The sequence below is a fragment of the Microcoleus sp. bin48.metabat.b7b8b9.023 genome (assembly GCF_013299185.1).
Classification (GTDB): Bacteria; Cyanobacteriota; Cyanobacteriia; order Cyanobacteriales; family Microcoleaceae; genus Microcoleus.
On the sequence record NZ_JAAFKG010000048.1, the window covers coordinates 40,309 to 65,135 of the forward strand.

Here is a 24,827-nt window from a genome sequence, read left to right on the forward strand (position 1 = left end):
GGTCAAAAACCCGGTTTCTGCACCAACATTTCTCGAAAAAAGCGACAACTTTTGCGAGAAACCGGGTTTTTTGGGCAACTCCAATTCACCGAAATTAGAGGAAAGCGAAAATGCAAGCAATAGCTGAACCGAATTTACAACTAGAGCCGGAAAAGCCAGAAAGCGAGTACGGCTGGTGGGCTGGTAACGCCCGTTTCACAGAATTTTCAGGACGTATTTTAGGAGCTCACGTCGCTCACGCAGGTTTGATTGTACTCTGGGCCGGGGCGATGACCCTGTTTGAAATTTCCAATTTCAACCCGCAGCAGCCTATGTACGACCAAGGTTTAATCCTACTGCCGCATTTGGCAACTTTGGGTTTGGGAGTAGGAAAAGGCGGTCAAATTGTTGATACCTATCCCTATTTTGCGATCGGAGTTGTGCATTTAATTAGCTCCGCAGTTCTTGGTGCCGGCGGCCTTTACCATTCCTTGCTCGGCCCGAAAGTATTGCCACAAAACAACACTTTCTTTGGTTCCTTCGGCTACGACTGGGAAGACAAAGATAAGATGACCAGCATCATCGGCATTCACCTATTACTATTAGGTGCTGGTGCTTGGCTGCTAGTCGCAAAAGCTTTATTTTGGGGAGGTCTTTACGATCCCCACGTCGCGGATGTACGGATAATTAGCGAACCAACCCTCAATCCCGCCCGCATCTTTAGCTATCTCTTGCCCGTACACGGCCCGGAAGGAATGGCAGCAGTTGACAACTTAGAAGATGTTGTCGGCGGTCACATTTATGTTGGCTTGCTGTGCATCATTGGCGGTTTCTGGCATATCTTCACCAAGCCTTTTGCTTGGGCCAAGCGAGTGTTGTTTTGGTCGGGAGAAGCTTACCTTTCTTACAGTTTGGGCGCTTTGGCTTACATGGGCTTTTTGACTGCCTACTTTGTGACAGTAAACGACACTGTTTATCCAGAGATTTTCTACGGCCCTGTGGGTTTAACCGGCCCGGAAGCCACACTAGTTTCTTCGCGGACTTGGCTGGCAACAAGCCACTTTGTGTTAGCGATTTTGGCGCTTTCCGGTCATATTTGGCACGCCCTGCGCGTTCGTACAAAAGCGGCGGGGTTTGATTTTCGATCGGGCGAATTTGTAACGGCAACTCCTGCTATGGTTCCAGTTGCAAGTGCAACGACAACCGTAAGTTTTTCTGACACGACTGTAACTTTTTTGCGGAATTTGCCGATTTACCGCAAGGGATTGTCTCCCATAGTTAGGGGATTAGAAGTTAGCTTGGCTCACGGCTATTTCCTGGTAGGAGCTTTTGCAGTATTGCTGCCTTTGCAAGAAAAAGGTTTAGCACCTCTGGCAGCATTGCTGGCAACTCTGGCATTAGTCTTGATTTTGGCAATGGGCCTCTCGATTTACGAGAATCGGAACATCGAAGCAGGTAAAGTTCTTTACTGGCACAAAACCTCGGAAGATTGGAGTTTATTCCGGGGCGGTTTTTTGCTCGGAGGTACGAGCGGAGCTTTCCTTGCTTATTTGCTGCTAGATAATTTTGCTGGCATTGATGCAATTTTCCGAGGAGTTGTGAACTGAGTTCAAAATAGAATCTGAATCCAATTTAAGCAAGAAATTAGAACTTTGTTTCTTGCTTAAATTGGCTCATTTCTGGATTTGTATGTACTGTTGAGAAAATCACCCTATGACTGTTTTTATTTGCTGTTTCTGTATCGGGACTGTGATGGTTCTGTTTTTGTGCAGTATTTCGGTAGCGCTGCGAGAAGGATTCCACCAAATTCGGCGACTGCATCAAATTCCGTGTTCGGATTGCGAGTTTTTTACTAATGACTACCGTCTCAAGTGTACCGTGCGGCCGTCTGTTGCCTGTACTGAAGATGCCATCGGCTGTACTGACTTTGAACCGAAAACTTGTTTTGCCAATTCCTGTCAGCGACATTGCTCCAGACTTCACAAAGCTTATACAGAAATACCGACAACTAATTCTCCAATTACATCTGCCGAAATTCTTTCTTCCTAACATCCGTTAAATCCGTTACAGAATCCATTGCCGAACTTCCTGACATCCGTTAAATCCATTACAGAATCCGTTGCCGAACTTCTTCCTTCACAAATATGAATTTATACAGTCCTAACTCACTTAAACTCGAACTAAACCAGAGGGGTTGCCGCTTGACACCCCAGCGAGAAACTATTTTGAGCGTCTTTCAAAATCTGCGGCAAGGCAATCATTTGAGTGCCGAAGAGTTATATAAAACTTTACAGAATCAAGGAGAAGGAATTGGCTTATCTACTGTTTATAGAACACTGCATTTATTAGCCAGAATTGGAATTTTGCGCGAACTAGAATTAGCAGAAGGACACAAACACTACGAACTAAATTTGCCTGAATTGCACCACCACCATCACCTGGTTTGCATTCAGTGTCACAAGACTTTTGAGTTTAGCGATGAATCGATTTTAAAGATTGGTAAGAAACAAGTTGAAAAAGCTGGTGTAGAACTGCTAGACTGTCAATTAACTGTGCGTGCTGTTTGTTTGGAAGCCTTGCGGGAGGGATGGCCTTCTTTGTTGCCGAGCAATTGGTCGTGTCCGAGATATCATTCAGAACTTGAGGATAAGGTTAGTTAAGTTGGATGAAATAAACCACGGGAATTGGTTATTGGTCATTGATAATTGATAATTTCTTGTTAGTTATACCGTTTTGAAAAAAATCAACAAGAGATTTGCTGGGTTTGTTTCGTCCACCTAATGTGCAAGGTGCGTCGCTATGAGATTATAGGTTAAATTTACGGATTGTTCGCAAGCGACACACCCTACGAATACTCATGACTACTGCCAACTGCCAAGTCACTAATGAATTAAGTTGTACTCAAGCAACCTCTGAATCGAAACGTTGGTGTTCCATCCGAAATACGTTAGCGTACAAACTAGCAACAATCTGTTTGCCTTCCTGCGTCAACTGCAAATAACCGAGAGATTCGCTGATATGAGGATAAATTCCACTCCAGTAAAACTTAGAGTAGCTTTGCAGCAAGTCGCCCGGATGTCGGTATCCCAAAACTTTAGTAGCACCGCTTTCTTCCAACTCGTAAAACAGCGCGCCAATTTTCTGTAAATATTGTGGGTTGCTGAGCTGACCTATTAAGTCAGCACCGCGAACTAAACTAGAATAATTACCTGCATCTTCGTCAATGTTGCCGTCAAGCACCGAGAAACGAGTCTGTTCTATGTTCTGCTTAATTATCTCAGCATTAATTAGCTTGTGGTTGCCGAAGCGCTCGTCAATGAATAGTTTTGCTCTGTCAACTCGATAAGGAGATAAACTAGCCGCTGTTGCACCAGGAGCAAGTGCAATTCTCATGCCATCTTTTCCGGTAGCATACAATCCTGCTGATGCTTGGTCTTCTCGGCAAACTCCTTTGACATATCCGATATCTTGGCACAGCAAAGAAATGATGAAGTGCAGCCAATTTTCACAGGAGACTCCGCCCTTGCGAATGTGTTTTCCCCGCAAAATTTCTTGACCGACCAAGGTAATACAAATGGCGTGTTCTGTATTGTGATAAAGAGCGTCGCTGCTGGCAATGTTTTCTAACGCCATTGCCCCCACCCAGGCAATAATGTCGGCATAGTCGGATTTGTAGCCTCCGTAAGTGCGGCTGTATCCGTTCTCTAGTTGTTTGATGAAAGCCTCGATCAGCAGTTCTGTAGAATTAAACATACCCTGTCCTTTTCCTTTAATATTGCCTGTCAAGTGTGATGAGTCTTATTTGAGTCTCTTCTATATAATATAATTTATATATGATTTTATGGATGAGATTTTAACTCAAAACTCAAAACTCACTCACCTGCGTTGTTGGCGCTTGCCTTTGGAGGTAATATCAACACTCCAAACGCCACTTAGTCCATGACTAAAAGCCATCCCCGTCGGACTGCATAGAGCAGTCTGCTAACAATTTTTAGCTCGTCTGAACTTTTTAAAGTTTCAGAATTAATTTCGTATTGAATTTGGTGGAACACCGTCCGATCTATCTTACCGGATTTCCAAATATTCAAGTAAAGTTCGGAAATTGTACTTTCAGGAATATAAGTTTTGGTTTTCATCTGCGCTCAACTAAATGTATATTGCTTATTATCAGGTAATTTTATATAACTTTATGTGATGTCGATCTCTCTGAGGCTGTGATGCGAGCGGCTGTGATGCGATCGCACGGTAGAGTTGATGGGCGTCTCGGAAAAATGGTGGTTCGATATTTCGATCGCGATCGATTTTGCACCACTGCTGTGACCCTCTTCAAAGTTGGGCTTCAATATATAATGCCACATATGTATTGGTACGACGGGCGATCGCCGCATCCCAACTTCCAGCAAACAAGCAAGAAAGTTCGCCCGCCGTGGAAATTTCTTGCCAAAAAAACTCGAGTCGTGTACTATATAGAGTCTGGTATCCTCACTTACCCATAATTATTTTCATTTATCCCGTCCCCCCACAGGGGAAGGGACTTTCAGTGCGGATGCCGCCAAATCACTATATTCAGCAAAAAGCTAGAAATGCCGTAACTCATGCCCACTATTCAGCAACTCATCCGTTCAGCACGGGAACAAACGCAGAAAAAAACCAAATCGCCAGCTCTCAAGAGTTGCCCCCAGCGCCGCGGAGTTTGCACCAGAGTGTACACGACCACCCCGAAAAAACCCAACTCGGCGCTGCGGAAAGTGGCTCGGGTACGGCTGACTTCTGGTTTTGAAGTGACAGCCTACATCCCCGGGATCGGTCACAACTTGCAAGAACACTCGGTAGTAATGATCCGGGGCGGTAGGGTAAAAGATTTACCCGGAGTTAGATACCACATCATTCGCGGTACATTAGACACCGCCGGAGTGAAAGACCGCAAGCAAGGTCGTTCCAAGTACGGGGCCAAGCGTCCTAAAGAGAAAAAATAACGCGGATTTCGCCCGATCGCCAGAGTTAAAAAGCAAAAATAAGTTTCGATCGTCGATCGAGATTTGAGCTAGAAACTCCAAATTCAATCAATCAAAATCAAAAATCGCAAATAGAACTATGTCTCGCCGCACAGTTATTCAAAAACGTCCAGTTCCGCCAGATCCAACCTACAACAGCCGGTTGGTAAGCATGATGGTGAGACGGATCATGCAGCACGGCAAAAAATCCGTGGCCTCCAGCATAGTCTACGACGCCCTCAAAACCATCCAGGAACGCACAGGAGCCGAACCGTTAGACTTGTTTGAAAAAGCAGTCAAAAACGCTACACCCCTGGTAGAAGTCAAAGCCCGCCGGGTAGGTGGCGCTACATACCAAGTGCCGATGGAAGTACGTTCCGATCGCGGAACTACCCTCGCCCTCCGTTGGCTGATCAGATTTGCCCGCGCCCGCACAGGCCGCTCGATGGCTGCCAAGCTGGCTAACGAACTGATGGATGCAGCTAACGAAACCGGCAGTGCAATTCGCAAGCGCGAAGAAACACACCGTATGGCAGAAGCTAACAAGGCTTTTGCTCACTACCGTTACTAATTGCCAACTAGGGCATGGAGAAAAGGTCGATCGCGCAGCATAAAAGCATCGGGCGATCAATTAAAAAGTGTAAATTTTGAGTATTGAGATTGCTTCTCCAGGGACAATGCTGCCGGCCATTCGTGAAGCAAACTCAAAACTCCCAAAGTAAAAATTCACCCTGTCTCTGAATCCTCCATGTCGCATCCTTAATATTTTTGTAAACAAATGTTGCAAACAATATTAAAATGTAACAATAAGCTCAATAAACTTATGTTGTAAGTCGATTGGGAGTGCAAAATAAGGTTACTGTGTAGTATAATAGTATTATAACAGCAACACAAGATTAAGGAGGTAGCTGTGGTACGTATCGTCCCGCTAGAAAAAACTCGCAACATCGGCATCGCCGCCCACATTGACGCGGGCAAAACAACAACAACAGAAAGAATTCTGTTCTATTCTGGCATGGTTCACAAAATGGGTGAAGTGCACGATGGAACAACAATTATGGACACGATGGCGCAAGAGCGAGAGCGGGGAATTACGATTACTGCTGCCGCTATCACCACCACTTGGAAAGAGCACAAAATCAACATCATCGACACTCCCGGACACGTAGACTTCACTATCGAAGTAGAACGTTCCATGCGAGTGCTTGACGGAGTGATCGCAGTATTCTGCTCGGTAGGCGGAGTGCAACCACAATCGGAAACAGTTTGGCGGCAAGCCGATCGGTATAAAGTACCGCGAATCGTGTTTGTCAACAAAATGGATCGAATGGGCGCGAACTTCTACAAAGTCTATGCTCAAATTTGCGATCGGATGAGAGCGAACGCTGTACCCATCCAAATCCCGATCGGCAGTGAGGAAAACTTCCGGGGAATTGTAGACATAGTGCAAATGAAAGCCTATATCTACAAGAACAACACGGGCACTGATATCGAGGAAGTAGAAATCCCCGATGAAGTCAAAGAGCTGGCCGCCCAATATCGCACGAAGCTGATCGAATCCGTAGCAGAAACCAGCGACGCCCTTACCGAGAAATACCTCGAAGGTGTAGAACTAACCGAAGACGAAATCCGTTTGGCCCTGCGCCACGGTACTGTCCAAGGTACGATCGTCCCCATGCTATGCGGTTCGGCATTCAAAAACAAAGGCGTTCAGTTGTTGTTGGATGCAGTCATCGACTATCTGCCGTCGCCCTTGGAAGTTCCCCCAATTCAAGGACTCCTACCCAACGGCGAGACAGCAGAGCGCTTTGCCGACGACAACGCCCCGCTGTCAGCCCTGGCATTCAAAATCATGGCAGACCCCTACGGTCGCCTGACCTTCCTCCGCGTTTACTCCGGTGTCCTCAAAAAAGGTAGCTACGTCCTCAACTCCACCAAAGACAAAAAAGAGCGGGTTTCTCGCCTAATTGTACTCAAAGCGGACGATCGGATAGACGTAGAAGAACTCCGCGCCGGAGACTTGGGAGCAGCCTTGGGTCTGAAAGACACCTTCACAGGCGATACCATCTGTGAAGAAGGCTCGGAAGTGATTCTGGAGTCCCTGTTTATTCCAGAACCGGTCATTTCGGTGGCGGTGGAACCCAAAACCAAACAAGACATGGAGAAGCTCTCCAAAGCCCTCCAGTCCCTCTCGGAAGAAGACCCCACCTTCCGAGTCAATGTTGACCCAGAAACCAATCAGACAGTCATCGCCGGCATGGGCGAACTGCACTTGGAAATTTTGGTAGACAGGATGCTGCGCGAATTCAAAGTAGAAGCCAACGTCGGTCAGCCGCAAGTAGCCTACCGGGAAACCGTTCGCAAAGCCGTCCGCGCCGAAGGCAAATTTATCCGCCAAAGCGGCGGTAAAGGTCAGTACGGTCACGTGGTGATCGAACTAGAACCTGCTGAAGAGGGAACCGGCTTTGAATTTGTCTCCAAAATTGTCGGTGGCACTGTACCGAAAGAGTACATCAATCCGGCAGCACAAGGGATGAAAGAAGCCTGCGAATCAGGTATTCTAGCAGGATATCCCGTGATCGACCTCAGAGCTACTATGGTAGACGGGTCTTTCCACGATGTAGACTCTTCAGAAATGGCATTTAAGATCGCCGGTTCAATGGCAATCAAAGAAGCCGTGATGAAGGCGTCGCCAGTGCTGCTAGAGCCTATGATGAAGGTAGAGGTTGAAGTTCCCGAAGATTACATCGGGAACGTCATCGGAGACCTCAACTCGCGTCGGGGTCAGATCGAAGGTCAAGAGACGGATCAGGGAATTGCCAAAGTTTCTGTAAAAGTTCCACTAGCAGAAATGTTCGGTTACGCTACTGACATCCGCTCAAAAACCCAAGGTCGAGGCATCTTCACAATGGAATTCAGCCATTACGAAGAAGTGCCGCGAAATGTGGCTGAAGCCATTATCGCTAAGAACAAAGGGAACTAATGATTTAAGGTTTTAGATTTTGGATTTTGGATTGAATCCAAAATCTAGAATCTAAAATCTCAAGTCTAAAATCGCTAAAAAAAACAAGGAACAGATCGAGAATGGCACGCGCAAAATTTGAACGGACTAAACCCCACGTAAACATCGGCACAATCGGTCACGTTGACCACGGCAAAACAACTTTGACCGCGGCGATTACGATGACTCTATCTGCACTGGGTCAAGCAAAGGCTAAGAACTACGCCGATATCGACGCTGCGCCCGAAGAAAAAGCACGGGGTATTACGATTAATACCGCTCACGTAGAATACGAAACCACAGGTCGTCACTACGCCCACGTGGATTGCCCCGGACACGCTGACTATGTGAAAAACATGATCACCGGTGCTGCTCAAATGGACGGCGGCATCCTGGTAGTGTCAGCGGCAGACGGCCCCATGCCTCAAACTCGCGAACACATCCTGCTAGCTAAGCAAGTTGGCGTTCCCAGCTTGGTTGTCTTCTTGAACAAAGAAGACATGGTGGATGACGCTGAACTTTTGGAATTGGTAGAACTGGAAGTTCGCGAACTTTTGAGCTCTTACGATTTTCCTGGCGATGACATCCCCATCGTGACTGGTTCGGGCTTGAAAGCTCTCGAAGCAATGCTTGCTAATCCGAAGACTGTCAAGGGCGAAAATGAGTGGGTTGACAAGATTTACAAGCTGATGGAAGAAGTAGATGCTTACATCCCTACTCCAGAACGCGAAATTGACAAGCCTTTCTTGATGGCTGTAGAAGACGTATTCTCGATTACTGGTCGGGGTACTGTGGCTACTGGTCGGATTGAGCGCGGCAGTGTCAAAGTCGGCGAAACAGTCGAAGTGATTGGTCTTAAGGACACTCGCAGCACTACAGTGACTGGTGTGGAAATGTTCACCAAGTCCTTGGATGAAGGCTTGGCCGGCGACAACGTGGGTCTACTTCTCCGGGGTATTTTGAAGGCTGATATTGAAAGAGGCATGGTAATTGCCAAGCCAAAATCCATCAGTCCTCACACTCAGTTTGAATCTGAAGTTTACATTCTGAAGAAGGAAGAAGGCGGCCGTCACACGCCATTTTTCTCTGGCTACCGTCCTCAATTCTACGTCCGTACAACTGACGTAACCGGTACAATCATGCAGTTCACTGCTGATGACGGTTCGGAAGCTGAAATGGTGATGCCAGGTGACCGGATCAAAATGACTGTCGATCTGATTCACCCGATCGCGATCGAACAAGGAATGCGCTTTGCAATCCGTGAAGGCGGCCGCACCGTCGGCGCCGGCGTTGTTTCCAAAATCCTCAAGTAGGAATCCGCTAACAGCCGTGATAGCAGAAAAGCCGACAAAAGTCAATAGGCTTTTCTGCTATTTAGTGAGTAGTTAGTAGTTATTGGTTAGTAGTTATTGGTTAGTAGTTAGTGGTTAGTAGTTATTGGTTGGTAGTTATTGATTAAATATTCGATAACAAAGAACAAAGAACAAGTAACAAAGAACAAATAACAAGTAACAAAGAACAAATAACAAAGAACAAAAAATAAACAGAACCTAGAAAATTAAAGAAACCAAAATGGCAGCTATCCAACAACAAAAAATTCGCATTCGCCTCAAAGCTTTCGATCGCCGAATTCTCGACGCATCCTGCGAAAAGATTGTAGATACAGCAAATCGGACAGCAGCCACTGCGATCGGCCCGATTCCCCTACCGACAAAACGACGGATTTATTGCTTGCTGCGATCGCCCCACGTAGACAAAGATTCTCGCGAACACTTTGAAACCCGCACGCACCGCCGCATCATCGACATTCACCAGCCCTCGGCTAAAACAATTGACGCTTTGATGAAACTGGATTTGCCAGCCGGCGTAGATATTGAAGTCAAGCTGTAGATTGATGGATTAGGAAATAACAAGAGAAGGAACAATGGAAAAATACATTGTTCCTTTTTTTTATCCCTGGACGCAAGGATAGTCAGAAACCAGTTCTAAAGTTGAAAAGACGATCGAGGTGTTGTAAGCTGTTTTGCTGGTAATGTTATGGTTGATAAGATTGTTTTCTTTTTGAAGAAATTTGCTATGATAGTTTAAGCGATCGCTATTCGATATTCCTTCAATTACCAGCTATGAACATTCAGTTGGTTGACTCCTTAATTCAAGTCATTGAATCCCTGACACATGAAGAGAGTTTGTTGTTCCAAGAAAAACTCTTAGCTAGGGCGATTCAGAGTACACCTGGAGTCTGTGGAGGAAATGCCCGGATTCGGAACACCCGCATTCCTGTTTGGACGCTCGTTTCACTTCACCAACAGGGGGCTGATGAGGCTGAATTACTTCGGAATTATCCAGTCTTGGACGATCGCGATCTAGAGAATGCTTGGCGTTATTACGATCGCCACCGCGAAGAAATCGATCGTATTATTATGTCTCATCAAACCGATGATTGAAAGGGTAAGGCTTTATTCCAATGAAAATTTCCCGATCGCAATGGTCGAGCATTTGCGTACTCTTGACAGTGATGTTTTAACTTCTTATGATGCCGATCAATCAAATCAAGGAATTCCTGATGACGAGGTTCTGCGCTTTGCGACTGCACAAAATCGGGCGGTAATTAGCTTCAATCGCGATGATTTTGTGGCGCTACACCGTGGTGGTTATCGCCACGCAGGAATTATTGTCTGTAAAGACGATCGAGATTACTTGGGACAAGTTACTATTCTTCATTCCTATCTGCAAGAGATTGATTCGCTGTGCGATCGTCTAATTCGGATCAAAAAGCAGAATCAGCGTGGGTTGAGTCATCCGGTTTTTGTGGTTCAAGAATACGCGCGGTAATTTATTTGATATGTGACGCGCGGGTGGCTAGAAACCGGGTTTTTGCGAGAATATTTCGTTACAGTCGTAGAAACTCCAAAAAACCCGGTTTCTTGGATTGTCGTGCGCGGGTTGCTGTGGTTGTGATGCGTAATAATATGAAGACTACCGAGAAACAAAGGGTATGACGCGAGAAGAAGCAGTCCGGCGAATTGACATAGCGGCGGCGGAAAAATTGACTCAACTGGATTTGGCGGGGTTGGGGTTGGAGGAATTGCCGCCGGAGATTGGCAAGTGCACGCAGCTTCAGCGTTTGATTTTGGGGAAGTTGGATGAGGAGAAAGGCCAATTTATTGGGAATAAACTAACTGAGTTTCCTGATGTTGTTCTTCAATTAACCAATTTAAAAATACTTAACTTATCTAAGAATCAGATTACCGTCATACCAGAGGATCTCGCCCAACTGTCGAATCTGAGAGAACTTAACCTCAGTAACAATCAGATTACCGTCATCCCAGAGGCGATCGCCCAACTGTCGAATCTGACACAGCTAGACCTCAATTTCAATCAGATTACCGTCATCCCGGAGGCCCTCGGGCAACTATTCAATCTGACAAAGCTTGACCTCCGTATCAACCAGATTAGGGAAATTCCAGAGGCTCTCGGTCAACTGTCGAATCTGACACTACTTCACCTCTATAAGAATCAGATTAGCTCCATCCCCGATGCGATCGCCCAACTATCGAATCTGTCATTGCTTGACCTCTTGGAGAATCAGATTACCGTTATCCTAGAGGCGATCGGCCAACTGTCAAATCTGACACAGCTTGATCTCAGTATGAATCAGATTACCGAAATTCCAGAGGCAATCGGCCAACTGTCCAATCTGACAGGGCTTTACCTCAGTGATAATCAGATTACCGTCATCCCAGAGGCGATCGGGCAACTGTCCAATCTAACAGGGCTTTACCTCAATGACAATCAGATAACACAAATCCCAGAGGCCCTCGGCCAACTGTCCAATCTGACACAGCTTTCCCTCAGTAATAATCAGATTACCGTCATCCCAGAGGCGATTCGCGACATGGAAAAGCTGAAACAACTCTACTTGCAAGGAAATCCGCTCCCCATTCCTCCCGAAATCCTAGGCGAAAAATTCTATCAACCAGGCGATTTGCGTACCATTCTCGATTTCTACTTCCAAACTCGGGATCCCAATGCTACCGAAGAACTCAACGAAGCCAAACTTTTGATTGTCGGCGAAGGCGAAGCAGGCAAAACCACCCTAGCAAACAAACTCCTCAACCCCGACTACCAACTCAAAGAACGAGAACCCACCACCGAAGGCATCGATGTCCTATCCTGGGAATTCCCACAACCCAACGGCAAACCTTTCCGCGTTCACCTCTGGGACTTTGGCGGACAGGAAATCTACCACGCCACCCACCAATTTTTCCTCACCGAACGTTCTCTGTACGTCCTCCTCGTCGATAACCGCCGCCAAAACCCCAACCTCTGCTACTGGCTGAGAATCATCGAACTCCTCAGCAACGGCAGTCCCGTCTTCCTCGTCCACAACGAAAAACAAGACATCCGCTGCGAAATCAACCTCTCCCAACAGCGGCGGGACTTTCCCAACCTAGAAAAAGATTTCGCTACCAATCTCGCCACCAATCGCGGACTTGAAGCCCTCCAACGGGCCCTGCAAAACCGCATCGCCACCCTCGACCACATCAGTACGCCCATCCCTAAACGCTGGGCAAATGTCCGCTATGTTTTGGAAAACTATTCCCAACGCCAAACTCATATCGAAGTCGGTGAATTTTTCAACATCTGCGTTAGCCAAGGCTTCAAAAAGTTGGATAAACCCGCCATGCTGAGTCTCAGTAAATACCTCCACGACTTGGGTATTATCCTCCACTTCCAAAAAGACCCCATCCTCAAAAACATAGTCATCCTGCGTCCCGAATTGGCAACCAACGCTGTTTACAAACTCATCGGCAACAAAAAAGTCACCGACAATGGAGAAGTCACAGATAACGCAGAAATCATCGCTAACTGCGGGTATTTCACCCGAGAAAATCTCAAGCAAATCTGGCGCGACAGAGAATACCAAGACTTGCACGACGAACTGCTGCACTTGATGAAACACTTCAAATTGTGTTACGAAATCCCCTGCAAACCCGGACAATACATCGCCCCGCAACTTCTCCCCCTCGAAACGCCCAACTACGACTGGGACGATACCGATAACCTGATTTTGCGCTACGAATACGACTTCATGCCCAAAGGCATTATTACCCGCTTCATCGTAGAAATGCACTTGTTAATCTACCGCCCTCAATCCGATTTACCAAAGGGTAAGGGGGATATTGTCTGGCGTGATGGAGTCATCCTCGCCGACAATTACGCCAAAGCCGAAGTTATCGAAAATTACCACCAACGAGAAATCCGCATTCGAGTTTCCGGCAACCATAAAAAATCTCTTTTAGACCGCATCCGCCACGAACTCTGGAAAATTCATGCTACTTACGATAAACGCCTAAAATACCAAGAATTCATCCCCTGCAATTGTCACCAATGCCAAGGCAGCCAAGACCCTCACCTCTACGATTTTGAAAAGCTGCGCCGCCGTTTGGCAAACCACCGCTACGAAGTCGAATGCGAAAAATCTTATCAAATGGTTCAGGTGCGCCGCTTAATGGCAGATTTCCCCGATAATTTGGAACGATGGAAAGAAACAGAGCGAATTTCTGGAATTAAGCAACCTGAACCTGTAGATTCTGCTACTAATGTTATGCTGAATATCAGCATCGACGGTAAAAAAATGACTCAAACTTCTCCTCAAAATAACAACTTTTCCGGCGCACAAATCGGCAGCGTAGCTATCGCCAATGAAGTCAAAGACAGCGCCCAACAAACAGCATCTGGCGGCATTCAAATTAATAACGCCGATACGGCAGAAATTTTCAAACTAATTTCATCAATGCGCGAAACCGCAATGCAGTTTCCTGAAGATAGTCGAGATGATATAATTATCGATATTCAAGATGTCGAAACTGAAGTTAATAAACAGAAAGATCAATGGGATAGACCGAGATTAAAGAAATGTTTAAAAGGTATTGCAGCAGGGGCGGCCGCGATCGGAGTTGGGATTGCAGGTGCTGTTGATTTGGCTAATAGTGCGATCGACCTTGGTGAAAAAGTAGGTATTGAAATTCAAGTACCTTGGGCGCGGTAAATTAGGTTTGAGGTAAGTTCGTAGTGCGGACTTTAGTCCGTAAAATTTCAGCGGACTGAAGTCCGCACTACAAACTGCACTACAAACTGCAAAATCTCAGCGGACTGAAGTCCGCACTACAAACTGCACTACAAACTGCCCGATCGCCCGCACTGCATTTTCCGCCGATCGCTCCTGCCCCGGAATTGCTCAAATCAGTTAAAGTAAGAAAAAGAAGCGCAAGTACCGTCACCTTTGAGCGACAATGGCATCCTCCTCCTCTGTAGCAGTTCGCGAACTCCCCTTATTTCCCTTGCCGGAAGTGGTTCTATTTCCAGGTAGACCCCTGCCGCTGCAAATTTTCGAGTTTCGCTATCGAATTATGATGAACACGATTCTGGAGGGCGATCGCCGTTTCGGTGTGCTCATGTGGGACCCGAACCAAAACAAAGTCTCTGCCGTTGGCTGTTGCGCCGAAGTCATTCACTGTCAGCGCCTCCCGGACGATCGCATGAAAATCATGACTCTCGGACAGCAACGGTTCCGAGTCCTCGACGCCGTTCGGGAAAAACCCTATTTAGTCGGTTTAGTAGAATGGATTGAAGACGAACCGCCGCAACAAGATCTCCGATCTTTGGGCAAAGAAGTCGAACAACTGCTGAGAGATGTAGTTCGCCTGTCTAGCAAATTGATGGATCAGCCGATCGACCTACCCGAAGACATTCCCAGTTTGCCCACAGAACTATCCTACTGGGTAGCCAGCTACCTCTACGGTGCAGCGACAGAACAGCAAACTCTCTTAGAATTGCAAGATACTGCTGCGAGATTGGAACGCGAAACCGAAATTTTAACTTCCACTCGCAATCACTTGGCCGCAAGGACTGTACTGAAAGATACCCTCAAGTAGTCAATTTTCATAGAACTGAAGCATCCTCAGTTCTGCCTCGGATAACAACTCTTTCCGAGGCGAGAGTCCCAAACATTGTGCGATCGCAAAAACGCCGATTTTAAACTTGTTGTTCCCAAAAGCAAAGGGAAGGGCTGGGAAATGTTAGCAGCCGACAGTGCTATAACTGTCAACTGTCAACCGTCAACTGTCAACTGCTATAAGTGCTTGTGTTAGAAAATCTCGACCAACCGAAACCATACGATGCAGTTAGAGGCGGTCAAATGCCGCCTCCGGTGGGCGGTGTGGTACTCGGCGGACTAGCAGGAGTCAGACACCGACTGTCTAGTTCAGTCAGCGAACATCGGATTGCAGCGCTAAAGGAAGCCTTGAATTACGGCGATGCAGGCTTAAAAATAGTCATCAAAATTTGTCAAAGCGAAACAGGGCCCGTGCAGCGGGTGGCCTGCGATTTGCTGCGAGAAAAGCTAAGCGCGATCGCCCTCGAAAAATTACAAGCCTTCGTACCTGCAAGCTTAGATTCAGAAACAGCGGCAGACAGAACTCAAAAAATCTTAAAGAACTCAGCCAGTAAAGTCTCAGAAAAAGGCGATCGGCAGTTATCAGAAGCACAGTTAATATTTGAGACAACTGTGCAGCAGATGGAACCCAATTTGCTGCTCTTAGAAGCATTAGTAGCCTCTGTAGAACGCGAAGGCTTTACCAGCGAACTGATGAATTTTTGGGATTTATTAATTTTAGAAATTCAGGAACCTCTCAAAGAACTCCGTCAGGCTGTTGGCAGCGCGATTTCAGCCCAACTCCGCATTCAGTGGCAGTACAATCAAGCGGAATCCCAAGCCAATCAATGGCAGCAGCGAGCTTTGCTAGCTCTTCAGAAAGGCGATGAGAACTCTGTTCGACAAGCCTGGGTTCGCAAGCAAATAGAGTTGGATAAGGTAGCAAAAGTGAAGATTGATTTAGACGACCAAACTGTACGAGTAGAAACTCTCAACCGCAACTTACTAGCTTTGGAAAGTAAGATTGCCGAAGCTAATTCTAAGAAAGAAATACTCAAGATGCAGGTTCATTTTTCTAAGGTACAGGAGCAAATTAACTGCACTTTCAGCCAAATGAATACTATATTTTTTAGTCCTTAGCTGTCGGACTGTGTGCGGATATATTGCCTGATTTCAGACTTGTCTGATGCAAAACTGAATCGCCCCGCTTAAATTTGTCGTGTCATCTAACTTAGCGCCTTCGCGGTTAGCTCCGCACAAAAATGCCCCGCTAAAATTAGCACCGCGCAAATCAGCTTCTCTCAAATCAGCATCCTGAAGGTTACTTTCAGACAAAAATGCTCCTCTCAAGTTGGCTCTTCTGAGACTTGCTCCCCGCAGTTTTACCTCACTGAGATTTGCTCCTTCAAGATTGGCTTCATCCAAGCAAGCATCTATGAGGTTGGCTTCCATCAGGTTGGCTTTATACAAGTTTGCCCCGGTTAAGTTGACACCAATCATTTTCGTGTCTCCCAAGTTGGCATTTGCCAGGTTTGCATTAATCAGCTCTGCCCCTGTTAATCTGGCACGAGTTAGCTTCGATCCCCTGAGATCTGCCCCATTCAGATCCGCCATGAGCAGACAAGCATTTTCGAGGTTTGCACCAATTAAGTTAGCCCCACTTAGGTCTGCTTCAGCTAGGATTATGTCTTTTAAGTTGGCACAGGCGAGGCAAATATGAAGGAGGGAAGCTTGTGACAGGGAAGCACCTATTAAGTTGCATTCGTGAAAATCTCTTTCTCCGGCTGCATATCGCTTGAGAAGTTCATCAGCATTCATCTCGCTAGCCCCCTAAGTATTAATACAATCATACTACTGACAGTACAGTGTAGCAACCAAAGATTTTTAAAGTTTCCGTGTGTTTTTTTAACTCTTCTAGTGCCGATCGCACTAATGTAGAACAAACATCGGCTTCCACGTCCATAAAGAAAATATATTCTCCGAGCGATCGCTTAGTCGGCCGAGATTCAATGCGACTTAAATTAATACCCCGACTGGCAAATACTTGCAAAGGTTTTACCAGTGTTCCAGGCATATTAGCAGGTACGCTAAAAGCTAGTGACGTGTGAGTACAATTCGCCGAAGTTGAATCTAGGTGCGAGTTAGCCGCTAGTGTGGCGCCGGATGTCATTGATGACTCGTGGGATTCTGCGAAGTTTCCTAATTTTCCTGCATCGGAGCCAAGTACCCAAAATCGAGTGTAATTGTCGGGATAATCATTAATCGGGCTCGCTAGCACTGGCAATTTGTAGAGTTCGGCGGCTCTTGGCGAAGAGATTGCCGCTATACTGCTATCTTCTAGATAGTGCAACGCTTCCGTCGTTGAATTAGCCGGAATCAACTGAGCCTGTGGGATAAACTCCGCCAACCACAATTGACACTGAGCTAGGGCTTGCGGGTGAGAGTAAACTTTTTGAATCTCGTTAAAATTTTGAGCATTTGACAGCAGCGCGTGGGAAATCGGCAAAACCAGGGCGTGTTTAATTCGCAGTGCATCCAGCCGCCACAGGGTATCGAGGGTGACAGTGACGCTACCTTCTATGGAATTTTCTACCGGCACAATTGAGCAATCAACCACCCCGGAGGCAGATGCCTCTAGTGCCTGAGATATGGTGGAATAAGGATACAGCGTGCATTCGGAGTTAGTTTCCCGGCTCAACCAATTGACATAAGCCTGAGCTGCTGTTTCTGCATTGGTACCTACAGGGCCGAGATGTGCAATGGAAATTTTCATAATAATCGGCAATTTTGCGTTACAAATGTTTGCTTTACTCTCATCAGCCAGCAAGTATGATGAAAAAAATAGCCTGAGTCCCGAAAGCTTTTATCAGTTATTTTTCGGATGACATGGCGGGAGTGAGCGAGTTAATGCGCGACTCATATCCCCTTAAAAAAGTTATAGTTTATCAGAAAACTGGGTTAAAAACCCCGTCTTTTAAGACGGCTTTGGATTTAAGTTTTTCTGTGATAACATACTATGAGTAGTTTGGTAAGGAAAATGTTGAAAGCGTTCAAGTACAAAATCTATCCGACAAATGTGCAGTCAATTTTGCTTGCGAAGTCGTTTGGATGTACTAGATGGTTTTACAACTACGCTCTCAATCTAACCTCTGAGACCTATAAGCAAACAGGAAAGGGGTTAAGCAGGAATGAAATAATCAACCTTTTACCTTCCCTAAAGAAAGAGTACGAATGGCTGACAGAAGCACCGTCACAAGTGTTGCAGCAAGCCGCCTTGAATCTTTCGAGTGCTTTTCTCAATTTCTTTGAAGGAAGGGCTAAGTATCCAAACTTCAAAAAGAAACAAAATCGACAATCGATTAGATTTCCTCAAGGATGTAAGTTAAAAGACGATACCTTGAAATTACCCAAAATTGGCGATGTTCATTGTAAGGTATCAAGGCAACCAGAAGGAAGTCTAAAGTCGGTCACGGTTTCAGTTAGCCCATCGGGAGAATATTTTGCGGCTTGTCTCTATGATGACGGGAAAGTGTTACCCGAAAAATCATCAGAAGGGAAAGCCATCGGGATAGACGTTGGGTTAACCCATTACGCTATTACTTCCAATGGAACTAAGCATGGAAATCCCAAATACTATCGAAAGTATGAAAAAAGATTAGCTAAAAGACAAAAGCAATTAAGCCGTAAGCTAAAAGAGTCTAATAACCGCAATAAAGCTAGAGTTAAAGTTGCTAAAGTTCACGCTAAGATTGTCCGATGTCGCGAAGATTTTTTACACAAACTAAGTCGTAAATTAGTTGACGAAAACCAAGTCATCGTTGTAGAAAATCTGGCAGTTAGAAATATGGTTAAAAACCACAGCCTAGCTAAATCAATTAGTGATGCTGGCTGGGGGCAATTTTGTACCATGTTGAAATACAAGGCCCAGTGGGCAGGAAAAACCTACATTGAAGTAGATAGATTTTTCCCTAGCTCCAAGACCTGTAATAACTGCTTAAATCGTGTAGATAGCTTGAGTTTGAATATTCGTAGCTGGCAATGTCCTAAGTGTGGAGAAAACCACGATAGAGATATTAACGCAGCTAAAAATATTCGAGATGAAGGTTTGCGAATTTTGACGGTAGGGCATACCGCTACTGCTTCGGGAGGGAGAGTAAGACCAAGTAAAGGCAATGCTTTTACAAGGCTTCTCCCTGTGAGCGAAGAATCCTCTCGCCTGATAGCAGAGGAGTGTCAATAAGATATGCTTACGAATCCTATATATTGACATATTCTCATGTATATCCGATTTCATGCTTCGCAATCCGTTGAGATCGCCGTACCAGATGAACGGGTTCCCATTCAACATTATCTGCGCCAGCCGAGGCGACTGGTGAATGCCCTAGTCGATCGTACTCGCACAGAGCAACTAAGCGATGACTGTTTCCGCCTGAAAATGCGACCGTTACAATTTATGATGCTGAGCATTCAACCCACAGTAGACATGAGGGTATGGGCGCAGTCGGAGGGCACAATCAACTTGGAGTCCGTCGCCTGCTCGATTCTTGGTGTGGATTATATAAACGATCGCTTTGCTCTCAATCTTAAAGGAAAGCTTTACGTACACCAAAGCAGTGGGGTAACGTACTTGAAAGGAAAAGCAGATTTAGAGGTGCAAGTAGAGTTACCGCCACCGTTTTGGCTGACACCCAAACCAATTTTAGAAACAACGGGCAACGGTTTGCTCAAGAGCGTGCTGCTGGGCGTCAAACAGCGGTTAATGTATCAGTTGCTCTTAGATTACCGCCGTTGGGCAAGCAGCGAAACAGAAGTAATATCGAGCGATATCCCTCAAATCTTATCGGTTGAAGGTTGAGCGGATTCTAGAGAATGACGTTGCTTAATCAGGGTATGAAAATGGGGAACTTCAAAATTAAGCTATATTAACTGACCAGACGATCGAATGCAATGCAGCCTGAATTTTGTTGAAATTTCCTAGCTCCCATAGATAGCAGCGGGTCACTCAAAATCGATGTGAGTCAGCGCTCCATCATCGTCTTCCATGATTCCCCTAGGCCCAGACCAAGCTGTTGATTTGTCTTGTGAAACTTCTTCTTTTTTGTCGGCGAGTTCGCGCTGTGGTGGCCGAGTTATTTTGCTCGGTTGCACATTCGTCGCCCCCACCCGGATTCGGATTTTTGGTCCGGAATTGCCCAAGCGAATCGTCATCCCGTCCGCTACCGATAGCTGAGCGATCGGTTTATCATCTACATAAGTACCGTTAGCGCCAAAATTAATAATTTCCCAGCCATAAGAATGATTCCACAGCTCTACGTGGTGGCGGGAAACAACAGCGCTGTAAATAATTACATCATTGTCGTTCGATCGACCGATCCGAACCACAGATTCGGATTCAAAACACCAACTTTGAACCGGGACAGATTGAATAGGATGTAGCAAAGTTAAGGTAATCACTGATGTTTTGACACTCCGCCGCATGACAGAAACGGGGATGCTTCAAGAACCAATTTTTGGGATAAAACCGCAAAAGAGTTGATGCTTAAAGGCGTTGTCAGCGCGCCGCTACTCCCTCGCTTTGCCGTAAAAGTTGAACTTTTGACTGCTTGAGGCATTTGAGCAAACTTTTGATTGTGAGCTTGGACTCCAGGTGCGAACTTTGCCTGTCCTCGATCGCCACCAAACACGATCGTATTAATCTGGTGAACTTGGCCGCGATCGACAGCAGTGCGAAGTTCTCGATCGATTGAATCTCGGATGGAGCTACCCGGCCGATCGCCCATCTGGGCCCATCGAGCGGTGGAGTGACCATTTTCCCACAGGTCGATCGGAGAATTCAACTCAGACGAGTGCTGGTTGCACCGCTGATTCGAGTTGTCGATCGGGCGACAGTCTGCGACGATCGGCGAATTGCTGTTTGCCCCTACAGAAGTTAACCAATGATTAAGGCTGCGGGTTCTAGATAAAATAGGAGTTGGTTCTCTCAAACAGCATAGGTCTTTTAGGGTTGCTAACATTTTTCGTATTGATGCGATACCTTTAAAATACAATGCTTTGAGCACTAGAATTCCTCGCCCAGAAAGCATCTATTTCGCGTACTCTGTACCGATCGACCTTTCGGGCGCCCGCCACCCAAAAATGCGATCGGCAAGCAGCTACTTTCTCGATCGGGAAGGCCGCACTTCAGGGCAAATCCGACTCTGGCGGTTGGGCCGGATCGGGCGGTACAGATTCATCCTTTTGCCGCTTCAACTCTGCGACTTTTTCTTGAGCTACATCCCTGACCTCTAGAGCTTTATCTTGAAGTTTTTCCGCCAGATTTTGAGCGTTCCGCTTCACGCCAGCCACATTTTTAAGAGTTCTGTCAAGATCTTCCTGTAAAAACTCGGCTACCATGCCGACTTTATGGTGCAGTCCCTCCGCGTACTGCACGGGTTCGGATACAGCAGCCTCAGAGACGATCGCCCGCTTGCTGCCGATCGTCGAAATCGCCTGCACCGGCAACAAGTAAATCCCGTCTAAAACGCCACGCCAGCCGCTAGATTTAAACAGGTAATCCCTAACAGAACCAGTCCGGACATCAAATAGGTAGTCAACCACCGTACCTGCCTTATTTCCTGCGTCCGTAAGTACCTCAAGGCCGATCGGACAAACAGCTTGTTCCGGCTGATGCAATTCCGGAAGTTCCGGGTTAATCGTCACCAAAACATTTTCGCCCACCGTATCAACTTGCGCCCAAGCGAACCAGCGTTTTTTGTTGCCCAAAAGTCCCGACTTGCAAGTAAAGCCGATCGCCCGCTGGGAGTGAGGATCGAGCCAAAGCCGATCTACCCTGCCGACCTCTTCCGCCGTGCGGCGGTCGATCGTGCGGCGGTTGATCAGTTCGCTGCGCTTAACAATCTGTTGTGATTTACTCATAAATAAACTCCTGAGTGCCGCCTGCAAGAAAAATGTCGATCGTCCAAAGATGTCGATTTAATATTCTTCTTCTTCTTCTTTTTCTTCCGAATAATGGGGAGTATTTTCTGCCTCAGTTAACTCGTCTTCTTCCCTGGAAGTGCCAATTTCTTTTTGGCTGGGAATAGGAATCGTGCTAAGCAGTGCGCCCCCGGAGGGAGCGTGAATTGCCTTAGCATCCCTTGACTTGACGCTAGTTTGTGCTAACTGGGCTGAGGACTGATTCCCACCGACGTTGATTTGAATTTTCGGGCCCGAGCGAGCCAAGTGAACGATCAGACCGTCCACAACGGGAACCTTAGCGATCGGCTTACCATCGAGGTAAGTACCGTTGGTACCTAAATTGATCAGTTCCCAATTAATGCCGCTGCGTCGCAATTCGATGTGGCGACGAGAAACCACAGCGCTAAAAAGAACGACGTGGTTTTCCGTCGATCGCCCGATCCGGACGACCTGTTCGTCTTCAAAGATCCAACTGCGGACGGGAATAGACTGGAGTGGATGTAGCAAGGTCAGCTTAATCACATTGGCAGCATTGAGTTTTGGTAGAGCGCCTCAAGATGCGATTTTAGATTTTAGACTTTCGATCGCCCAATCCAAACTCGATCTAAGAGATTTGAAATAGAAACGTAACCAGGTCTCCTTTTCCCAGAGAGATGCGGTCTCCCGGTCGCAACCGATGTCGGTTTCCCTTGGGCAGGGGAGTATTGTTGACGTAAGTGCCGTTAGAACTGCCTACATCTTCTAGGTAGCAAGCATCTCCCTCCACCCGGAGATTTGCGTGTACCCGAGAAACTATCTCAGAATTAGCAAATCCCGAAACATCAATATCTGGGGGCACCAAGTCATTTGGCTTGCCGATGTGAATCACAGCGAGATTGTGAGGCAATTCCATCGGCGTATTTGTCTGAACGTGTATCAGTCGCGCCGACTGCTGTTGCAGTTGAGTTTTAGCCACACCCGCTGGCTGTGGGTCGGGAACCGGGGGAGAGGTATTTGGTGCTGTTGCCACCGATTCAGTTGTAACAGGAACCGAGAGCGATGGCGGGGGATCTGGAATCGTCGGAATGCTGGCGGGAGTTTTTTCTAAGTTCGGCCCCTGATGTGGGGTAACTAGAGGTTCCATTGCGATCGTCGGCGGTTCGGTTGCCCCTAAGTCCGGCACCAGTGGCGATACCACTGTGGGGCCCACAGGCGAGGCGGACGGTACGGTCGCCTCAACTTCTGGAACGTAGGAACCCGGACGCAAATTAAAGCCACACTGACCGCAAAATGCTGCATCTGTCTGAACCGCTGCACCGCAGTTAGAGCAACTGGCGGTAACGGGTAAAGGCGTGTAACAAGACTCGCACTGGCTGGCCCCGTCGGGGTTCTGGTGATTGCAATTGGGACAGACAATCATCGATTTCTCCTTGCTATCGGCCAGATTTTCCAATCAGCCTCATAAAATATAGTCGTGTATATGGTCAAATTTTAACTTTAACCGCCACAATTCTTATATTGCTTCGCTAATACTAGCAACTGAGTTATAGCGGTTATCAGAAAGATTCGCGGACGTTGTTGGGCTTGGGCCCTAAGAGTTTAAGGGTTATATAAGCTGTCAGTTATACCTCATCTTTTTGAGAAAGGCTATAGTTCCGTGACATTCGGAACTAAGGAAAAGAATTAGTTAGTGATACTGCTGACAGTGCTGACACTCTCAGCTCTCTCAGTTATTTTACTGCAACGCCTGCCGCAGCATCGAGCAGCCACCAAAGTTCGCCCTCTGGTTGAACGAGTCTGGCTGGATAGATTGTGGAGTCGGCTGCGGGGGCAAAAATTTGACTGAGGGCGGGTTGTTTGCTGGCTCCTGCCACCATGAAGATGACGCACCGGGCGCGGTTGATTAAGGGGAATGTAAAGGTGATGCGGGGTTGACCGTCTTTGTTGCCGACGGTTATTAGGGAGTCACGGACTTGTAAGGCTGGTGTGCCGGGGAATAGAGAGGCTGTGTGGGCGTCGTCTCCTATGCCCAATAGGATGATGTCGAAAGCGGGGAACTCGCCGTCGGATATTTTGAAGAATTGCTGCAATTCGGTTTGGTGTGTCGAGGCGTCGGCTGCTGGGTCAGCCGCGCCTGTGGGCATGGGGTGGATGTTGCTGGCGGGGATGTTTACTCGATCGAGCCAAGCGAGGCGCGCCATTTTTTGATTGCTGTCCGGGTGATCTGGCGCAACGTAGCGTTCGTCGCCCCAGAAAACGTGAATTTTGTCCCAAGGCAGGTCTTGGGTGGCGATCGCTCTGTAGAGCGGTTCTGGTGTGCTGCCACCGGCCAAGGCGATCGTGCAAATTCCACGTTCTGCGATCGCTGCTGGGATTTTGGATAGGACAACCGCGAGCGATCGCTCTATGAGTTCTTCCCGATTTGCTAATACTTCTACTACTTTTTTCATTAATTTCCTCTCAACTTTTCTCTTCGTCTGGAGCTGGGCAATTACCCAAATTTGGTCTTGACATTTTGCTTTGAGGTCGATCGGCTGATACGCTTGGAAGGCTCTACACAGCGTCAAGTCGGATTTTATCAGAAGAATGGGTTTAAAACCCCGTCTTTTAAGACAGCTTTGTATTTAATTTTTTTCTATGTTACCATAGTATTAGTAGTTTGGTAAGCAAAATGCTAAAAGCCTTCAAGTACAGAATATATCCGACCAGTGAGCAATCCATTTTGCTTGCGAAGTCGTTTGGCTGTGCAAGATGGTTTTACAACTACACGCTCAATCTAACGTCTGAAACCTATAAGCAAACAGGGAAAGGATTAAGTAGAAATGAAATAATCAATCTTCTACCTTCTCTTAACGGGACTTAAACAAATTTTAAGCCCAAACAAAGCCTAAACTGGCTTTATAAGCGGAGAATACGTCCCAATTTTGGTTCAACCATTTTATGAACCTAAAAGATATGGCTGTCCGAAATGCTTCGAGTG

The 24,827-nt window shown here is 46.7% G+C and carries 27 protein-coding genes and 1 pseudogene; 17 read left to right on the plus strand and 11 right to left on the minus strand.

Features of this window, described 5'->3' with window-relative positions:
- Positions 1-110: 110 nt before the first annotated feature.
- The 4 genes and pseudogenes from QZW82_RS23395 to QZW82_RS23410 form a co-directional block, all read left to right on the plus strand.
- Positions 111-1,118, plus strand: a pseudogene (locus QZW82_RS23395) (chlorophyll a/b binding light-harvesting protein); the annotation flags it as partial.
- A gap of 36 nt (positions 1,119-1,154) precedes the next feature.
- Complete coding sequence (locus tag QZW82_RS23400; protein WP_293153653.1) at positions 1,155-1,586, plus strand: photosystem I reaction center subunit XI; 432 nt, start codon at positions 1,155-1,157, stop codon at positions 1,584-1,586.
- Between the two features lie 106 nt (positions 1,587-1,692).
- Positions 1,693-2,028, plus strand: a complete 336-nt coding sequence (locus QZW82_RS23405) for a hypothetical protein (RefSeq protein ID WP_293153599.1) — start codon at positions 1,693-1,695, stop codon at positions 2,026-2,028.
- A gap of 95 nt (positions 2,029-2,123) precedes the next feature.
- Positions 2,124-2,639 (plus strand): transcriptional repressor, encoded by a 516-nt coding sequence (locus QZW82_RS23410; protein ID WP_293153601.1) that lies wholly within the window; start codon positions 2,124-2,126, stop codon positions 2,637-2,639.
- A gap of 241 nt (positions 2,640-2,880) precedes the next feature.
- Here QZW82_RS23410 and QZW82_RS23415 read toward each other — a convergent pair whose 3' ends face one another.
- The 3 genes from QZW82_RS23415 to QZW82_RS23425 form a co-directional block, all read right to left on the minus strand.
- On the minus strand, positions 2,881-3,732 hold the full coding sequence (locus QZW82_RS23415) for an Npun_R2479 family HD domain-containing metalloprotein (protein WP_293153603.1): 852 nt from the start codon (positions 3,730-3,732) through the stop codon (positions 2,881-2,883).
- 179 nt (positions 3,733-3,911) lie between these two features.
- The gene (locus QZW82_RS23420) at positions 3,912-4,115 is read right to left on the minus strand and encodes a hypothetical protein (RefSeq protein WP_293153605.1); all 204 of its coding nucleotides are present in this window, start codon (positions 4,113-4,115) and stop codon (positions 3,912-3,914) included.
- 51 nt (positions 4,116-4,166) lie between these two features.
- Entirely contained in the window at positions 4,167-4,382 is a 216-nt protein-coding gene (locus tag QZW82_RS23425) for a hypothetical protein (protein ID WP_293153607.1), read from the minus strand.
- Positions 4,383-4,574: 192 nt separating this feature from the next.
- On the opposite strand from QZW82_RS23425, the gene rpsL reads away from it, so the two are divergent.
- From rpsL to QZW82_RS23475, 10 genes are all read left to right on the plus strand, one after another.
- Positions 4,575-4,955: a 30S ribosomal protein S12 gene (gene rpsL / locus QZW82_RS23430; RefSeq protein ID WP_006632197.1), complete on the plus strand. Its 381-nt coding sequence runs from the start codon at positions 4,575-4,577 to the stop codon at positions 4,953-4,955.
- Positions 4,956-5,073: 118 nt separating this feature from the next.
- Positions 5,074-5,544 (plus strand): 30S ribosomal protein S7, encoded by a 471-nt coding sequence (rpsG, locus tag QZW82_RS23435; RefSeq protein WP_006632196.1) that lies wholly within the window; start codon positions 5,074-5,076, stop codon positions 5,542-5,544.
- Positions 5,545-5,883: 339 nt separating this feature from the next.
- Entirely contained in the window at positions 5,884-7,956 is a 2,073-nt protein-coding gene (gene fusA, locus QZW82_RS23440) for an elongation factor G (RefSeq protein WP_293122105.1), read from the plus strand.
- Positions 7,957-8,057: 101 nt separating this feature from the next.
- Entirely contained in the window at positions 8,058-9,287 is a 1,230-nt protein-coding gene (tuf, locus tag QZW82_RS23445) for an elongation factor Tu (RefSeq protein ID WP_293153609.1), read from the plus strand.
- Between the two features lie 268 nt (positions 9,288-9,555).
- The gene (rpsJ, locus tag QZW82_RS23450; RefSeq protein ID WP_202798556.1) at positions 9,556-9,864 is read left to right on the plus strand and encodes a 30S ribosomal protein S10; all 309 of its coding nucleotides are present in this window, start codon (positions 9,556-9,558) and stop codon (positions 9,862-9,864) included.
- A gap of 233 nt (positions 9,865-10,097) precedes the next feature.
- Entirely contained in the window at positions 10,098-10,418 is a 321-nt protein-coding gene (locus QZW82_RS23455; RefSeq protein ID WP_293153612.1) for a DUF433 domain-containing protein, read from the plus strand.
- Positions 10,345-10,806, plus strand: coding sequence for a DUF5615 family PIN-like protein (locus QZW82_RS23460; RefSeq protein ID WP_293153615.1), 462 nt, complete (start codon positions 10,345-10,347; stop codon positions 10,804-10,806). Before QZW82_RS23455 ends, QZW82_RS23460 begins: the two co-directional genes overlap by 74 nt.
- A 163-nt stretch (positions 10,807-10,969) precedes the next feature.
- Positions 10,970-14,026: a COR domain-containing protein gene (locus QZW82_RS23465; protein WP_293153618.1), complete on the plus strand. Its 3,057-nt coding sequence runs from the start codon at positions 10,970-10,972 to the stop codon at positions 14,024-14,026.
- Positions 14,027-14,270: 244 nt separating this feature from the next.
- Positions 14,271-14,912, plus strand: coding sequence for an LON peptidase substrate-binding domain-containing protein (locus tag QZW82_RS23470; RefSeq protein WP_293153621.1), 642 nt, complete (start codon positions 14,271-14,273; stop codon positions 14,910-14,912).
- A gap of 203 nt (positions 14,913-15,115) precedes the next feature.
- Positions 15,116-16,051 carry a PspA/IM30 family protein gene (locus tag QZW82_RS23475; RefSeq protein WP_293153624.1) on the plus strand — a complete coding sequence of 312 codons (936 nt, stop codon included), beginning with the start codon at positions 15,116-15,118 and terminating at the stop codon, positions 16,049-16,051.
- 33 nt (positions 16,052-16,084) lie between these two features.
- On the opposite strand, the gene QZW82_RS23480 is transcribed toward QZW82_RS23475, so the two are convergent.
- Together QZW82_RS23480 and pheA are read right to left on the minus strand one after the other, a co-directional pair.
- Complete coding sequence (locus QZW82_RS23480) at positions 16,085-16,729, minus strand: pentapeptide repeat-containing protein (protein WP_293153627.1); 645 nt, start codon at positions 16,727-16,729, stop codon at positions 16,085-16,087.
- Between the two features lie 28 nt (positions 16,730-16,757).
- Positions 16,758-17,684, minus strand: coding sequence for a prephenate dehydratase (gene pheA, locus QZW82_RS23485; RefSeq protein ID WP_293153630.1), 927 nt, complete (start codon positions 17,682-17,684; stop codon positions 16,758-16,760).
- Positions 17,685-17,948: 264 nt separating this feature from the next.
- Here pheA and tnpB point away from each other — a divergent pair, with 264 nt between their 5' ends.
- Both tnpB and QZW82_RS23495 read left to right on the plus strand, forming a co-directional pair.
- Positions 17,949-19,151, plus strand: a complete 1,203-nt coding sequence (tnpB, locus tag QZW82_RS23490) for an IS200/IS605 family element RNA-guided endonuclease TnpB (protein WP_293153667.1) — start codon at positions 17,949-17,951, stop codon at positions 19,149-19,151.
- A 36-nt stretch (positions 19,152-19,187) separates the two neighbouring features.
- On the plus strand, positions 19,188-19,766 hold the full coding sequence (locus QZW82_RS23495; RefSeq protein ID WP_293153633.1) for a DUF1997 domain-containing protein: 579 nt from the start codon (positions 19,188-19,190) through the stop codon (positions 19,764-19,766).
- 143 nt (positions 19,767-19,909) lie between these two features.
- Here QZW82_RS23495 and QZW82_RS23500 read toward each other — a convergent pair whose 3' ends face one another.
- The 6 genes from QZW82_RS23500 to pgl all read right to left on the minus strand — a co-directional run bounded on the left by QZW82_RS23500 (position 19,910) and on the right by pgl (position 24,297).
- Positions 19,910-20,365, minus strand: a complete 456-nt coding sequence (locus QZW82_RS23500; protein WP_293153636.1) for an FHA domain-containing protein — start codon at positions 20,363-20,365, stop codon at positions 19,910-19,912.
- The gene (locus QZW82_RS23505; RefSeq protein ID WP_293153639.1) at positions 20,362-20,925 is read right to left on the minus strand and encodes a hypothetical protein; all 564 of its coding nucleotides are present in this window, start codon (positions 20,923-20,925) and stop codon (positions 20,362-20,364) included. Before QZW82_RS23505 ends, QZW82_RS23500 begins: the two co-directional genes overlap by 4 nt.
- A 166-nt stretch (positions 20,926-21,091) precedes the next feature.
- Positions 21,092-21,826 (minus strand): PRC-barrel domain-containing protein, encoded by a 735-nt coding sequence (locus QZW82_RS23510; protein ID WP_293153642.1) that lies wholly within the window; start codon positions 21,824-21,826, stop codon positions 21,092-21,094.
- A gap of 57 nt (positions 21,827-21,883) precedes the next feature.
- Positions 21,884-22,390, minus strand: coding sequence for an FHA domain-containing protein (locus QZW82_RS23515; protein ID WP_293153644.1), 507 nt, complete (start codon positions 22,388-22,390; stop codon positions 21,884-21,886).
- Between the two features lie 82 nt (positions 22,391-22,472).
- Entirely contained in the window at positions 22,473-23,267 is a 795-nt protein-coding gene (locus QZW82_RS23520; RefSeq protein ID WP_293153646.1) for an FHA domain-containing protein, read from the minus strand.
- A 310-nt stretch (positions 23,268-23,577) separates the two neighbouring features.
- Complete coding sequence (gene pgl / locus QZW82_RS23525; protein WP_293153648.1) at positions 23,578-24,297, minus strand: 6-phosphogluconolactonase; 720 nt, start codon at positions 24,295-24,297, stop codon at positions 23,578-23,580.
- 221 nt (positions 24,298-24,518) lie between these two features.
- Between pgl and QZW82_RS23530 the strand changes: the two genes are divergently transcribed.
- Positions 24,519-24,710 carry a helix-turn-helix domain-containing protein gene (locus tag QZW82_RS23530; protein ID WP_363318853.1) on the plus strand — a complete coding sequence of 64 codons (192 nt, stop codon included), beginning with the start codon at positions 24,519-24,521 and terminating at the stop codon, positions 24,708-24,710.
- Positions 24,711-24,827 lie beyond the last annotated feature (117 nt).